Genomic DNA, 14472 nt, shown 5'->3' on the forward strand with positions numbered 1-14472 from the left:
TCAGTGCACGTAATATCACTAAATTGAATTCAAAATTCGTTTATTCTAATAAAAAACTAAAGTCATGGACCAAAAAAGCCAAGAATTTCTATATAAATATCTGAATGCCAATGCGCCTACCGGCTTTGAGGCGGAGGGACAGCAGATTTGGCTGGATTATGTGAGGCCGTATATCGATGAATATTTTGTAGATAATTACGGAACGGTTGTCGGGGTGGTGAATCCAAAGGCAGATTATAAGGTGGTGATTGAAGCGCATGCTGATGAAATCGCCTGGTATGTAAATTATATTGATGATAAGGGTTATTTATATGTGGTGCGCAACGGTGGCTCCGATTTCGAGATAGCGCCTTCCATGCGGGTCAAAATTCATGGCGAAAAGGGTGTGGTCAATGGTGTTTTTGGTTGGCCGGCGATTCATGTTCGTGGAGGCAAGGAAGGGCCGAAACCTAATGCGGAGAAATTGACCATTGACGTGGGGGCACATTCGAAAGAAGAAGTAGAGGCTTTAGGTATTTATGTGGGAACGGTGATCACTTTCGATCAGGATCTGATGGAATTGAATGATCGTTACTTATGCGGACGCGCATTGGATAACCGTATTGGTGGTTTTATGATTGCCGAGGTGGCAAGGAGACTGAAAGAAGGTGGAGATCAATTACCTTTCGGCCTTTATATCGTGAATGCCGTACAGGAAGAGGTGGGATTGAATGGGGCGAAAATGGTGACGGAATCCATCAAACCGAATGTAGCCATTGTGACCGATGTTTGTCATGATACCCAATCTCCGCTTTATAGTAAAGTTAAGGAAGGCGACTTCACTGCCGGTAAAGGTCCTGTTTTGACCATTGCCCCTGCGGTACATAATAAACTGTTGAAGATTTTGATGGATACGGCCAAGGAAAAGGAAATCCCTTTCCAGCGCGCGGCTTCTTCCCGATTTACCGGAACAGATACCGATGCCTTTGCTTTCAGTAATGGTGGGGTGGTTTCAGCTTTGATTTCCCTGCCCTTGAAATATATGCACACCACCGTAGAGATGACCCATAAAGAGGATGTGGAGCATGTGATTCAGTTGATGCTGGAATCTTTGAAAAAGATTGAGGATCAGCAGGATTTCAGATATTTTAAATAGAAGGCGTTCATCCTTTTTTGGGAGAGGAAATTTTCGATTTCTCAAATTAAACTTACCTTGCGACTGAAATTTGGTTGCAAGGTATTTTTATTTTTGGAGAGTTGTAACGAAAAGGCAAAAAAATACGTGCAACTAAAATATAGTTACCTTGAGTAAAATTGAGAAATTAATAGAGAAATTAAATGCGTCTCCTAAGGATTTTACCTACGATGAATTAACAAAGGTATTGAACCATTTGGGCTATGAAGAATATAAAAAAGGGAAAACGGCGGGCTCAAGGCGGGCTTTTGTGAACCCGGACAGCGGGCATATTATTCGTTTGCATAAGCCCCATCCCCTGAATATTCTGAAACCCTATCAGGTTAGGGATGTAGTGAAATCGTTAAGGGAGAAATATTTGATTTAGGAATTTTGATGGTAGAGCAAGGTGATGAATGAAGGGGAAATGAAAAAAATTGTAGAGTTATGGGTGTTTTAAAGTATAAAGATTACGTCGCAGAGTTGGAATACAGTGCGGAGAGCAATGTATTTCATGGTAAAATATTCGGGATAAAAGATGTCGTGACCTTTGAGGGAGAGAGTGTGGAGGGCTTAAAGGAGGCTTTTGCAGAAGCAGTGGAGGATTATCTGGAGATTTGCCGGGATTTGGGCAAGGAGCCGGAAAAGGCATATAAAGGGTCTTTCAATGTACGGGTCAAGCCGGAGACCCACCGGGCAGCGGCCTATCATGCCACTGAGCGGGGGCAAAGTTTAAACCAATATGTGGAGGATGCCATTGAAAGCTTTATTGTTCGAGAGCCCGGAGCGATCTACGGTAAACCTTCAGATGAGGATAAAAAAAAATCGGCCGAATAATATCTTCGGCCGATTTTTTTATGCTTGTTCTGTCACTTTTTTCAGATCCTCCCAAAAGTGTGGGTAGGATTTTTTTACCACTTCCTTTTCCTCAATCTGAAGATCCATCAGCAGGCTGAGTGGCGCAAAGGCCATGGCCATGCGGTGATCTTCATAAGTGTTGATCAGTGGATTGTGCTCCGTCGGGAAGCCTTCCGGATTCGGGCTGATGGTAAATTCATAAGGATCATTTACCGGCTCGATGCTCACACCGAATTTGGTTAATTGCTCCTGAAGCGCCAGGGTGCGGTCGGTCTCTTTGATGCGCAGGGACTGAACGCCCTTGAAGTGCGCATTGACTCCTAAGGCGCCACAAACCACAGCAACTGTCTGTGCCAGATCCGGGCATTTATTAAAATCAAAAACCACGGCTTCTTGTGTTACTTTGCCGGAGTTCCAAATGCGCAATCCACCTTCCTCGAATTTCGCTTCAACACCTAATGGTTGCATTAACTCGATAATGGCTTTGTCTCCCTGCGTAGAATCTGATCTAAGTCCGTTCAGGAATAATTCAGAGTCCTTTTGCAAGGCCACGGCAGAGAACCAATAGCTGGCACCGGACCAGTCCGACTCTACCGCAAATTGATCTGTGTGATACGTCTGTGGTGCAATTCTGAAAGTACGCTCGTCGGCTTCTTCCACGCTCACGCCGAATTTCGCCATCAGGTCAATGGTCATTTCGATATAAGGACGACTATTGATATCGCCGGTCAATCGAAGTTCCAATCCTTTTGGGAGCATAGGAGCACACATCAGAATGGCCGAAATGTACTGAGAAGAAGTGTCTCCTCGCATTTCAATCACCTCTGACTGCTGAGCCTGAAAGCCCTTGATTTTCATTGGCGGGTAGCCTTCCTGATTCAGGTATTCAATTTCTGCTCCCAAACTGCGGAGTGCATCTACCAAAATGCCAATCGGGCGCTCCTGCATGCGCTCGGTGCCAGTCATGGTTTTCTCCCGATTGGTCAGGGCGGCATAGGCTGTCAGGAAGCGCATGGTGGTACCGGCGTCTAAAACATCCCATACCGGGCCATCCTCTTCCAATAAGCGGATCATGGTTTGCGAGTCGCGGGCCTGAGAAATATTCTCAATTTTGGCTGGTGATGGCGCCAGTGCATTAATCACCAGTGCGCGGTTACACTCACTTTTTGAAGCCTCCATGGGAACGATGCCACCTTTAAGGAGACGGCTTTTCTTTAATTGTAGCATTGTTAAAGGCTTTGGTAGTATTGTAGTGCTGCTTTTACTTCAGCTAAAGTTATTTCAATGTCAAAGGCACAATCCCCAACTTGGTGCAGTAGAGAAGCCTTAATTTTTCCGGTATCGTTCTTCTTATCCTGCAGACAGTGCAGGGCTATTTCCTCCAGGTTTTCCTGACTCAGGTCCACTTTTCCATAAATGGATAAAATGTAATCCTGAATCTCTTTTAATTCACTTTCCTGAATTTCACCCTTTGTAATGGATAGCCAGCTTTCGGCAATCATTCCGATGGCAATGGCTTCTCCATGCAGCAAACGCCCATTTTCATGATTCAGGAAATGACTTTCCACCGCATGACCAATAGTATGTCCGAAGTTGAGGATTTTACGAAGTCCTTTCTCGGTAGGGTCTTCGGTAACGACTTTATATTTTACCCGAACGGAATGATCAATATGAGCCGGCCAGTCCTGACCCTCTAATTGTAGTTGCGTAATGACTTTCCAATAGTCCGCATCCTGAATCAGGCAGTGCTTGATGATTTCCGCATAGCCGGAACGCAGCTCCTCCTGCGGCAGGCTGTGAATGAATTCGGGATAAACGATGACCGTTTCCGGTTCCTTGAAAATACCGATGTGGTTTTTATAGGGACCGAAATCTATCCCCAATTTCCCGCCAACGCTGGCATCTACCTGTGAAAGCAAGGTAGTGGGGAGGTTCAAAAAACGGATGCCTCGCTTATAAGTGGCGGCGCAAAATCCGCCCATATCACCGATTACTCCTCCTCCTAAATTGATGAGCAGGGCTTTGCGGTCAAAAGCAGCATCTGTCATGGCTTGCCAGATTTGCTGACAAGTGCCTAAATGCTTGTTTTCTTCTCCGCTTTGGATCTGAATGGTCAGGATGTTTTCCGGTAGAAATGACTTAACGATTGGCAGGCAATGTGCCGCAGTATTTTCATCCACCAATATCGCCAATTGGCTATAGGTGGTTTCGTTAAGAAAATGCTGAAGGCTTTGGCCAATATTGGTGGTAATGTCGATGGTCTTGGGAAGCATATCGATAAATTATACCATAAAAAAAATGGGTACAGGAAGAACCCGTACCCTTAAATTTTATATAGAAAAGGTGGTTCTGATTAAGCCTTTTCTTCCGTTTCGTTCATGATCAAAGTCTGACGACGAATAGCTGCATCATGAATCAAAGAGAATACATTCTCCATAAACTCATCATTTAAATGCAACTCTTCTGCCCACTCACCACGAGCTTTCATCATTTCTTTATAGCGGTTGATCTGGAAGACCGTTACCTTATTGTCTTTTTTGTACTCGCCAATCTCATCAACGATTTTCATGCGATCCGCCAAAGTTTCAAAGATTTCACGATCCAATTCATCAATCTTTTCGCGAAGCTCTGCCAGGTGCGTCTGGAACTCCGGATTGTCAGATTTGGTATGGCGTAAAACCAATGCTTCCAAGATCTCTTTCAAATGCGTTGGGGTTACCTGCTGAGCGGCATCAGACCAGGCATTTTCAGGATCAATGTGCGATTCGATGATCAATCCGTCAAATACCAAATCCATGGCTTTCTGAGATAACTCCTGGATCATATCACGTTTACCGGCAATGTGTGACGGGTCACAAATCATCGGCATTTCCGGATATTTTCTTTTCAATTCCAATGCCATTTGCCACTGAGGCAGGTTACGGAATTTAGTCTTTTTAGAAGTGGAGAATCCACGGTGAATGGCTCCCAGCTTCGTGATTCCAGCCTGGTTCAAACGCTCCATTGCGCCGATCCAAAGTGCTAAATCAGGATTTAATGGATTTTTTACCAATACCGGTACATCATGGCCTTTAAGTGCGTCGGCAATTTCCTGTACGGTAAATGGGTTTACTGTGGAACGTGCGCCAATCCACAGGATGTCAATTCCATATTTTAAAGCTAATTCAACGTGCTGTGCATTTGCGACTTCAATCGCAAATTTTACGTCTAGCTCTTTTTTTATTTTCTGAATCCATTTCAAGGCATCTTCTCCGATACCTTCGAAAGTGCCCGGACGTGTACGGGGCTTCCAAACGCCGGCACGAATTACGTTTATGCCGTTCTCTTTTAGCTCTTTAGCAGTTTGGAATAACTGCTCCTCCGTCTCTGCGGAACACGGCCCAGCGATAATGAATGGCTGGTCGCTTCCATCTGTCCAAGCGCTAAGTTGTTCGATTTGCATGGTGCGTTGCTCTTTTAAAAATGAAAAAAACTGACTATATTCGGCAGTTTTTCGACAATGTAGTGTATTATTATTAACCCTTATTTCGGTGTTTATGGTGGAAATGAAACCAATCAATTTCAGCAACACAGCAACTGCCTTTGAGGCTAAAACTGATGGAGACCTTAGAAGAAGCTATCTGCTCTTTAAGACCATCAATTATCCCACGCTGGTAAAGTTAGGAACTTCTTTTATAAATGTAGCATTAAAGCTCCGATTACCAATAAAAAATATCATTAAGGCTACATTATTTAAGCAGTTCTGCGGGGGTGAATCCATCGAAGATAGTCAAAAAACCATAGAAGATCTGTATAGATTTAAAATTGGAACAATATTAGACTATTCTGTTGAAGGAGAATCAAATGAGTCCGACTTTGATGCGACCTATGAGGAAACCCTGCGGACGATTACAAAAGCTAGAGGGAATAAAGCGATTCCTTTCTGTGTTTTTAAGCCTACAGGTGTTGCGAGTATTGAGTTGCTGACGAAGGTGAGCGAAGGGAAGGCTTTAACCGAAGAGGAAACTGCCGCTTTTGAGCGCGTAAAACAACGTTTCGATGGTTTGTGTAAAGCTGCGCATGAGGCGGGGCAACCCATCTTTGTAGATGCAGAAGATAGTTGGTATCAGGATGCTATTGATGATTTGGTGTATGCAATGATGGTGAAGTACAATCAGGACCAACCTATTGTATATAACACCTTCCAGATGTACCGTAAGTACATGTTGGATCGCTTGATGAAGGGGCATCAGTTTGCGCAGGAGCATGGTGTTCAGTTTGGTGCAAAATTAGTACGTGGTGCTTATATGGAAAAAGAAGCGGAACGTGCAGCCGAATTGGGTTACGAGAATCCGATTAATCCTACCAAGGAAGCTACGGATCAAATGTATGACGATGCTTTGCGTTATTGTATGGAACACAATGCGACTGTAGGTCTAGCCTCCTGTTCTCATAATGAAGACTCTGCGCATTTATTAATGGAGTTGATGAATCGTTATGGGATTGCTAAGGGCAATAAGAGGGTGTTTTTTGCGCAGTTGCTGGGAATGAGTGATCATTTGAGTTATAATCTGGCAAGAGCAGATTATAATGTAGCGAAATATGTGCCTTATGGTCCGGTAGAAAAAGTGATGCCTTATCTTTTCAGAAGGGCGGAGGAGAATACTTCCGTAGCAGGGCAAAGTAGCAGGGAGTTGATGTTAGTGAATCAGGAACTGAAACGCAGACGCGCTCAACGATAAAGAACCGAAACAAACAATAACACTACACTTATGGCGAGCCCGGCAATTTTGTCGGGCTTTTTTATAAAAGGCACTTTAAGCCTGATTATTTAATGAACAAATGCTTGTTCAACTGGAAGTTGGGGGGGATAGTCCTCTGTTTTAAGTTTTTTCTAAGGAAGCAAAAGATTAAGCAGAAAGCAAGTTTGCTCAAATTTGGGCTATTAATAAATCAAACCTGAATAAGTTGGAGATAAATCGTTTAAAACGACTCACTCAGTATGGTGGTGAATAATTCAGCGCAATTTTAATGAACATTAGGTAAGGCAGAAGGATTTATCGGTATTTTAATTTATTCCGAAGGTGTTTTTTTTGTAAGACCCTTGTGTTGAAGGTGTTGTGGTTTTGGGATTGATTAGGGTGGAGTAGTTGGAAGTTGAAGCAGGATTATAAAAACATTAAAATGCCCTTAGTTAGGGGTGCTTATGATAAAAATCATTATTTGAAATGTGAATATACGTATTGAATAAAGATAAATTTGAATCTTTTGATATGATTTATTCAATCTTAATCCATGTGTTTTTATTGGTAAAATTATATTTTACAATATTTGTATTAGGTAGTTGAAATTGTTGAGTATTTGATCTGTCAAAAAGCGCAAAATAAGTTTAGTTGAATAATAATCATGCATTTTTTGTCAATGTCGTTTTTGGTGATCTTGGTCAGGAATTAGAGTGACATTGATTAATAGATGAAATGAAAAATAGGCAACATCTTTGTGATGTAATCATCGAGAACAATTAACAATCATGGGAAAAGCTAAACTTATTTCGTCATTATTTTCAGTAGTATTTATTGTACTATTTTCTGCATCTGCATCTTTTGCAGAGGGTTTTAAAATTACTATCAAAGGAGTGAGTAATGTTCACGATTGGGAATGCGAAGTAGAGCAGGCCGATGTGAAAGTGACCGCAACCGCTAATGGTGGTACTTTGGAAGCTTTGGAAGGTGCAAAAGTAGTGGTGCCTGTAAAGTCTATCAAATCCGGTAAAAGCGGAATGGATAAGAATATTTACAAAGCGCTTAAAGAAAGCAAACACGCTGATATTGCTTTTGAAATGAAAAAAGTAAATAGCCTGGATGGAAGTAAAGTGAGTGTAGACGGTACGTTGCGCATTGCTGGTGTTACGAACAATGTTACTTTAAATGCTGAATTAACAACTGTGGATGGAAAGGTAGCGATTAAAGGAGCTGAAGTAATTTCCATGAAAGCATATGAGGTGGAGGCGCCTACGGCTATGTTCGGTGCGATCACCACTGAGGATGAAGTTACAGTGGAGTACGTAGTATTCCTATAAACTATACAAGGCTGTTCGGTTATGGTCCCATCAGGTCCCGGGGCCATTCGGTCAGCCAATTTCCAAACTTGATTTTTTGAACTCCGATTCAATTTAAACCTTACAGATTATTTATATTATGAGATTTAACAATACTGTTAAAGCATTGGGTGCGTCTGCCCTAATGTTATTGGGAGGTAATGCCTTCGCACAAGAAGCCAGCGAAGATGTATTTGCTAACTTGCGTGCTAATGACAAAACTGGAATTAATGTTTTCGAGCCTGCGAAAGTAGAGATCGAAGAATTTAAAGCGCCTAAAGTTCGTGTTGGTGGTAACTTCAACATGATGTTCCAGGGCATGACGCAGTCTAACTATTATAATGGAGTTGAAGTTTCCAATGGAAATGAGGTTCAGCCTTCAGCTTACCGTTTAGCTAAATTGGGTCAGGATTTCAACTTGCCAATGGCCAACTTGAACATTGATGTAGCTTTTGCTCCTGGTGTTACGATGAAATTGGAGACTTATTTGTCTTCTCGTCACCACATTGAGGCAAACGTTAAAGGTGGTTACTTGCAGTTGGATGCACTTCCATTCTTGAACTCTAATTTCTTGGATGGTTTGATGCAAAACCTTACTTTGAAGGCCGGTTTGATGGAAATCAACTATGGTGATTCTCACTTCCGTCGTTCTGATGCAGGTAATGCCATCTACAACCCATTTGTAGCGAACTACATGATGGATGCTTTCTCTACTGAGCTAGGTTTGGAAGCACTTTACCGTCACGAGAATGGTCTATTGGCTATGGTAGGTATGTCTAATGGTAAATTAAACCAGACTACTTTGGAAATGGAAGGTGCTGCTCCTTCTCTATATGGTAAATTGGGTTACGATAAGCAAATCAATGATGATTTTCGTTTCCGTTTGACTGGTTCTGCTTATCACTCATTTGGTGATGCGCGTGCGTACCTTTACTCTGGTGACCGTGCCGGTTCTCGTTACTACAATGTAATGACTTATTATGATGCTGAAGGTAACCGCGTTTCAGGTGGAGACTGGTCTGGTCGTATCAATCGTACTTTCAACCGTTTGACAGCTGTTCAAATCGCAACTTTCGCGAAATATAAAGGTTTGGAGTTCTTCGGAACTTATGATAACCAGTCTGATTCTCACGAAGATGGTGTTGGTACTATGAACCAGATTGGTGCTGATTTGATCTACCGTTTTGGTAAGAATGAAGATTTCTATGTAGGTGCTCGTTACAATACTGTATTCGGTACTTACACTGACGAAGCAGATATTGATGATATCAATGTTAACCGTATCGCTGTTGGTGCTGGTTGGTTCATGACTAAGAATATCTTAGTGAAAGCCGAAATTGTGAATCAGGAGTATACTAAAGGCTATGAGCAGTTGGGTATGCAATTCCGTGATGCATCTTTCAATGGTGTGAACGTAGAGGCAGTAATTGCTTTCTAAGCCATTTGAAGCTAAGCTAAAAAATAAAATAGGGCCGGTGGTTGTAGGATCACCGGCTTTTTAACATTTAAGGCATGTGGAATTTTCTTTTAACATTTTTGATGGTATTGCTTCCTGAGGGGGAATTCAAAGGGCAATTGATTTGGGATGAAGAATGCGAAATGGAGGTGTTTGGAACCACCAATGTGAGCCATTTTTCATGTTATTACCGTCATGAAGAATTAGAGGAAGTTCGTTTTGACTTAAATTTTCAGGCAGAAAACCAGGGGCTGGTAGCTCATTTAAAAGGAGCGGAAATAGCAGTCCCAATAGAGGCGTTTAAATGTCGGCTACCCGGCATGACCAAGGATTTTCGTCATTTATTAAAGTATAAGGAGTTTCCCAATTTAAAGATGGAAATGCACCGCTTGCTAATTCCGGAGCAGGGCTGGTCTTCTATTGCTGCAGACATGGAGGTAACTTATGAAATTGCCGGCGCAAAGAAAGCTTTTACCACACCGGTGCAGCTGGAAAAGTCGAAGGACGGGCAGTATTATATTTCCGGGGAAACTGCAGTAGACATCCGTGATTTCGGTTTGGAGCCACCGGTGAAATTTTTGGGAGCGGTTAAAGTGGAGCCTTTGGTGACCCTAAAGTTTAAAATGGCCGTTCAAATAGCCCGTTTATTATAGCGCTGTATCTCATTAAACCGAATGATTCTTCACTAGATTCAGCGACTTGGCCTAAGGGATTTACTTCAGTTTGCTAAGGTTGATATTGCTGATTTTCTAATAGCCTAAATTTGGCTACGCTTCCTTTCTCCACATTCCTCTGTTTTCTTGGAAAAAGCCCGAAATAGAAAAAATACCTTCATTTTTTTCGCCTTGCAGCTAAAAGAGGATTAATACATTCATAATTCGGGTTTAGCATTCATCATCCGTATTAACATTTATCCTGTGGATATTCTTCCTGCCGAAGTCAATTTGGGCGGGATTTTTTTTAACTTGGCCTTTATCCAATAAGATTTTTTTTCCATGACAATAAATGAAAAAATTGCTGCTTTAAGGGCAGAAATGCAGCAACAAGGAGTGGCAGCGGTAATCGTTCCCTCAAATGATCCTCACCAAAGTGAATATATCGCAACACGCTTTGCCTGCAGAGAGTGGATTTCCGGTTTTACCGGTTCTGCGGGAACGGCAGTGGTAACATTGGATCATGCCGGTGTATGGACGGATTCCCGTTATGAAATTCAGGCGGAGGAAGAGCTGGCCGATAGTGAATTTGTGCAGCATCAGCTGAAGGTGCAGGGCGCGCCGGAATTCATTGACTATTTAGCAGAAAATTTACCTGCCGGGAGCGTGGTCGGTATTGATGGTCAATTGTTTTCCCTTCAGGTTTATCACCTATTAGAGCAAAAATTAGGAAATAAAAACATTGCCATTAAAGCAGATTTTGATCCTTTTGAAAAAATTTGGACGGATCGTCCAGCAATGCCAGGCTCAGCATTTTATAACCACCCTATAGCATTGGCTGGTGTATCTACCGAGGAGAAATTAGAAAAAATCAGAGCGGAAATGCAATCCAAGCAGGCGGATGCATTAATGATAGAGGCCTTGGATGAAATTGCCTGGGTGTTGAATATCCGGGGAGCAGATGTGGATTGTAATCCGGTAGGCTATGCTTATTTGACTGTTGAGTCCGCAGCGGCCACTTTGTTTGTGGATCCTGCTAAAATTGGCGTAGAGGTAGCGGCTGCCCTTCAAACAGCGGGAGTTGCGGTGGAGCCATATGAAGAAGTGGAGAAATGGCTGGCAGAAGGGGAATTCACCAATATTCAGGTGGATCCGGCGCGTTTTTCTATTCATCAGTATGAATTGTTGGCGGAGGGAAAAGTCGTTGCAGCGGAAGCATCTCCGGTGCAGTTCATGAAAGCGGTGAAGAATGAGGCGGAATTGGCAGGCATGCGTTCAGCGATGAAAAAGGATGGAGTCGCGCTAGTGAAATTCTACAAATGGGTGGAAGAAGAGGCGGCAAAAGAGGGGCTGTCGGAGGCGCAATGTGCAGAGAAATTGAAGGAATTTCGTGCGGAACAGGAAGGCTACGTAGGGGAGAGTTTTTCCGCTATTGTTGGTTTTCAGGGCAACGGAGCCATTGTACACTATCGTCCGCAAGACCCGAAGGCGAAAAAGTTAAATGGCGAGGGGATGTTATTGATTGATTCCGGTGGGCAGTACAAAGACGGTACCACGGACATCACCCGAACTTTTTACCTGGGTACGCCATCAGCAGAACATAAAAAAGCCTATACCCTGGTTTTGAAAGGGCATATTGCGATTGAGCAGGTGGTCTTTCCAGCTGGCTATGCCGGTCCTCAGATCGATGTTTTGGCACGTCAACCATTGTGGGCAGAAGGAATGAATTATGGCCACGGAACGGGGCATGGTGTCGGGGCTTCTTTAAATGTACATGAAGGTCCAATAAACTTTGGAAATAAGGGGGTGACTGGCGGAACGCCTTTTCAGGTCGGAATGATCATTTCTGACGAACCAGGTTTCTATAAAACAGATGCCTACGGTATCCGCTTAGAAAATTTGGTGACGGTAGTGGAGAAATATAATAATGAGTTCGGGCAGTTTTTGGCTTTTGAATCATTGACCTTAGCTCCTTTTGAACCCAAATTAATTGAGGCAGACTTGCTGTCTGTAGCAGAAAAAGAATGGTTAGTACAATATCAGCAAGAGGTGAGAGCGGAGCTGCTGCCTTTGCTGTCTGAAGAAGAAGGACAGTGGTTGGAGCAAAAATGTATTTCATTCTAAAAAAAATGATGAAACAGTCTTCCTTCATGATTGGCCTTGGTCATTGGTTTTAGGTCAATCTTTTGAGTGAAGGATGTTAAAAATGGAAGGCAGTTCAATCGTTTGAGCTGCCTTTTTTGATTTTCAGGTGGATTATTTAATTGGGGTAAATAATTTTGAATTTCCATTTATTTAACAAATGGGTTTTGTGTTTGTGTTATTGATATGTTTGATACTTGTTTGTTTTGATATTGGTAATTTTTTTAGCATTTTAAAAACTTTCATTTTATTACTTACCCTTTTAACCCTTTGCTTATGAACGTTACTTATGGCGTAAAAATGACGATTGCACAAGAAGTATTGTGGGATATTGATCGCGTAAATGAAGATTTAAATTTATCAGAAGACTGTAAATTGGATTCCAATAGTCTTGACCGCGTGATCCTTCGTTTGGAAACCTTACTCGGGATTACCATTGATCCGAAAGATAAATCAAAGCTGCATGTAGTAGAGGATTTGATTAAATTATTCAAAGGGAAATTGCAGCATACGCAGGTTTAAAATCGATGGCGAAATGGGAAATTTCCAAATGAGCTTAAAATAAGGTTTCATTTATGTAAGATTTTTTTCTTTTTGATATTTTTCTGAGAAATAAATCATTTAACCTATTGGTTTAAAGTCTCTTGCTTGTTGGGTGTGGAATTGAATTTCAGCTTGGCAGGCATTTTTTTTGCGCTTAAAAATTTCGTATTTCTTTCTATTATTGAACATGTCCAAGGAAGAAGGACCAAATTGTAAACCATTAATTTTTTTGTAAAATGAAAACAAAAGCGGGCCAAAAGAAAGCACATGCCCACTGGTATGACAAAGAGGATGGTGTTAAAGTGCAATCGAAAAAAAACCGTCCGAAAAGAAAGGTTCACTTTTTAGAAGAAGATTACCCAGCTGCTCAGTTTGACCTAAGCATGCTTAAGGGGAATACTGATTATCTATAGGAGAGTTCAGATATAAAAAAACAGAAGACGACGGTAGGTCGTCTTTTTTTGTTTGCGATGGGATCGGGTATTAGGAATCGGGGGAATCAGTCTGAATAGAAGAACAAAATAGGGGGGATGCGGCTTTTCTTACTGTAACTAATCCGATCTGTTATGAAAGTCTTGGTGATTTTATTGTTGTCCTTATCGATATTAATTCCGGTATCTGCTCAGGAGGTTACCGACAAAGCAAAACAGAAAACAGAGCAGCGGGTCGATCAAAAAGTGGACAAGGGAATCGACCAGGGCCTTGATAAGCTGGAAGGCTTTTTTTTCGGCAAAAAGAAGAAAAAGAAAAATCAGACTTCTGTTACTCAGGATAGAGAGCATATGGAAGAGGTTCATCAGGAACAGGCGAATAAGATGATTGAATCCATGATGGGCAATATGAGTAAGCCGGTGGATGTGGCAGAGGCCTATGCTTTTGATAAAACGGTGACCTTAAAAGTGACAAATACCAATAAAAATGGAAAGGTCGATCAGTCAGATTTGCATCTGTTGATTCCTTATGAGGAGAGTGATCATTGGGGAATGTCAGTCCTTCCCGAAAAAGAAAAAGATTCGCAGAGCATATTGATTTATGATACTGGAAATAAGGCCGTCATTACTTTAATAGAGGAGAAGAGCGGGGAGAAGAATGCGATGGCAATGGCTTTGGATGTGGATCAAATTATGGAAGATATGGCGGAAGAAAAGGTGGAAGATGTAGAGAAAGGGGTAAAGGATCCGACTTTGCTATCTAATGAGGTGAGTTTTACGAAAACAGGAAAAACCAAAACCATGCACGGTTACGAATGTCATCAGTATATGGCTAAAGGGCCGGATGGTGAGGCAGAATTTTGGCTGGCGCCGGAATTCAATCATGATAATGCGCCTTTCTTTTCTGCTTTTGCCAAAAGAGGAGCGAAAAAAGGAAAGCAGCAGAATGTACTGGGGTTGGGGCAGGCGCCGGATGGTTTCATCATGGCCATTTCAGGCAAAACATATAAAACCGGAGATACTTTTGCCTATGAAGTGACGGAAATCTCAGATCAGGATCGAAAGTATTCCATGGCCGACTGGAATTTAAAAACCATGCAGGATTATATGCAAAAACAAACGGATTGATATTCCGCTTTCCTGTGAGGATGTAAGGGATC

General features: G+C 42.2%; 14 protein-coding genes. 11 read left to right on the top strand and 3 right to left on the bottom strand.

What is annotated here, in order from left to right; translation table 11 throughout:
• Nucleotides 1-64 precede the first annotated feature (64 nt).
• The 3 genes from NG22_RS01825 to NG22_RS01835 all read left to right on the top strand — a co-directional run bounded on the left by NG22_RS01825 (nucleotide 65) and on the right by NG22_RS01835 (nucleotide 1990).
• Nucleotides 65-1135, top strand: coding sequence for a M42 family metallopeptidase (locus tag NG22_RS01825; protein WP_053404131.1), 1071 nt, complete (start codon nucleotides 65-67; stop codon nucleotides 1133-1135).
• Between the two features lie 148 nt (nucleotides 1136-1283).
• A complete protein-coding gene (locus NG22_RS01830) occupies nucleotides 1284-1541 on the top strand; it encodes a type II toxin-antitoxin system HicA family toxin (RefSeq protein ID WP_053404132.1) in 258 nt (85 codons plus the stop codon).
• A gap of 59 nt (nucleotides 1542-1600) precedes the next feature.
• A complete protein-coding gene (locus NG22_RS01835) occupies nucleotides 1601-1990 on the top strand; it encodes a type II toxin-antitoxin system HicB family antitoxin (protein ID WP_053404133.1) in 390 nt (129 codons plus the stop codon).
• Between the two features lie 18 nt (nucleotides 1991-2008).
• Here NG22_RS01835 and aroA read toward each other — a convergent pair whose 3' ends face one another.
• The 3 genes from aroA to NG22_RS01850 form a co-directional block, all read right to left on the bottom strand.
• Nucleotides 2009-3238, bottom strand: coding sequence for a 3-phosphoshikimate 1-carboxyvinyltransferase (gene aroA, locus NG22_RS01840; RefSeq protein ID WP_053404134.1), 1230 nt, complete (start codon nucleotides 3236-3238; stop codon nucleotides 2009-2011).
• 2 nt (nucleotides 3239-3240) lie between these two features.
• Nucleotides 3241-4284: a 3-dehydroquinate synthase gene (gene aroB, locus NG22_RS01845; RefSeq protein WP_053404135.1), complete on the bottom strand. Its 1044-nt coding sequence runs from the start codon at nucleotides 4282-4284 to the stop codon at nucleotides 3241-3243.
• Nucleotides 4285-4364: 80 nt separating this feature from the next.
• Nucleotides 4365-5453: a bifunctional 3-deoxy-7-phosphoheptulonate synthase/chorismate mutase type II gene (locus NG22_RS01850; protein WP_053404136.1), complete on the bottom strand. Its 1089-nt coding sequence runs from the start codon at nucleotides 5451-5453 to the stop codon at nucleotides 4365-4367.
• A gap of 103 nt (nucleotides 5454-5556) precedes the next feature.
• Between NG22_RS01850 and NG22_RS01855 the strand changes: the two genes are divergently transcribed.
• The 8 genes from NG22_RS01855 to NG22_RS01885 all read left to right on the top strand — a co-directional run bounded on the left by NG22_RS01855 (nucleotide 5557) and on the right by NG22_RS01885 (nucleotide 14440).
• Nucleotides 5557-6732, top strand: a complete 1176-nt coding sequence (locus NG22_RS01855) for a proline dehydrogenase family protein (RefSeq protein ID WP_367379215.1) — start codon at nucleotides 5557-5559, stop codon at nucleotides 6730-6732.
• Nucleotides 6733-7520: 788 nt separating this feature from the next.
• A complete protein-coding gene (locus NG22_RS01860) occupies nucleotides 7521-8069 on the top strand; it encodes a YceI family protein (RefSeq protein ID WP_053404137.1) in 549 nt (182 codons plus the stop codon).
• A gap of 118 nt (nucleotides 8070-8187) precedes the next feature.
• Complete coding sequence (locus NG22_RS01865) at nucleotides 8188-9525, top strand: hypothetical protein (protein ID WP_072159018.1); 1338 nt, start codon at nucleotides 8188-8190, stop codon at nucleotides 9523-9525.
• Nucleotides 9526-9599: 74 nt separating this feature from the next.
• Nucleotides 9600-10196: a YceI family protein gene (locus NG22_RS01870; protein WP_053404139.1), complete on the top strand. Its 597-nt coding sequence runs from the start codon at nucleotides 9600-9602 to the stop codon at nucleotides 10194-10196.
• 342 nt (nucleotides 10197-10538) lie between these two features.
• Nucleotides 10539-12320, top strand: a complete 1782-nt coding sequence (locus NG22_RS01875) for an aminopeptidase P family protein (RefSeq protein WP_053404140.1) — start codon at nucleotides 10539-10541, stop codon at nucleotides 12318-12320.
• Between the two features lie 294 nt (nucleotides 12321-12614).
• Entirely contained in the window at nucleotides 12615-12860 is a 246-nt protein-coding gene (locus NG22_RS01880; RefSeq protein WP_053404141.1) for an acyl carrier protein, read from the top strand.
• Nucleotides 12861-13117: 257 nt separating this feature from the next.
• The gene (locus NG22_RS17700; protein WP_157600814.1) at nucleotides 13118-13294 is read left to right on the top strand and encodes a hypothetical protein; all 177 of its coding nucleotides are present in this window, start codon (nucleotides 13118-13120) and stop codon (nucleotides 13292-13294) included.
• Nucleotides 13295-13447: 153 nt separating this feature from the next.
• Nucleotides 13448-14440: a DUF4412 domain-containing protein gene (locus NG22_RS01885; protein ID WP_053404142.1), complete on the top strand. Its 993-nt coding sequence runs from the start codon at nucleotides 13448-13450 to the stop codon at nucleotides 14438-14440.
• Nucleotides 14441-14472: the final 32 nt, after the last annotated feature.

The sequence above is a fragment of the Persicobacter sp. CCB-QB2 genome, from assembly GCF_001274635.1.
Taxonomy (GTDB): Bacteria; Bacteroidota; Bacteroidia; order Cytophagales; family Cyclobacteriaceae; genus Persicobacter; species Persicobacter diffluens.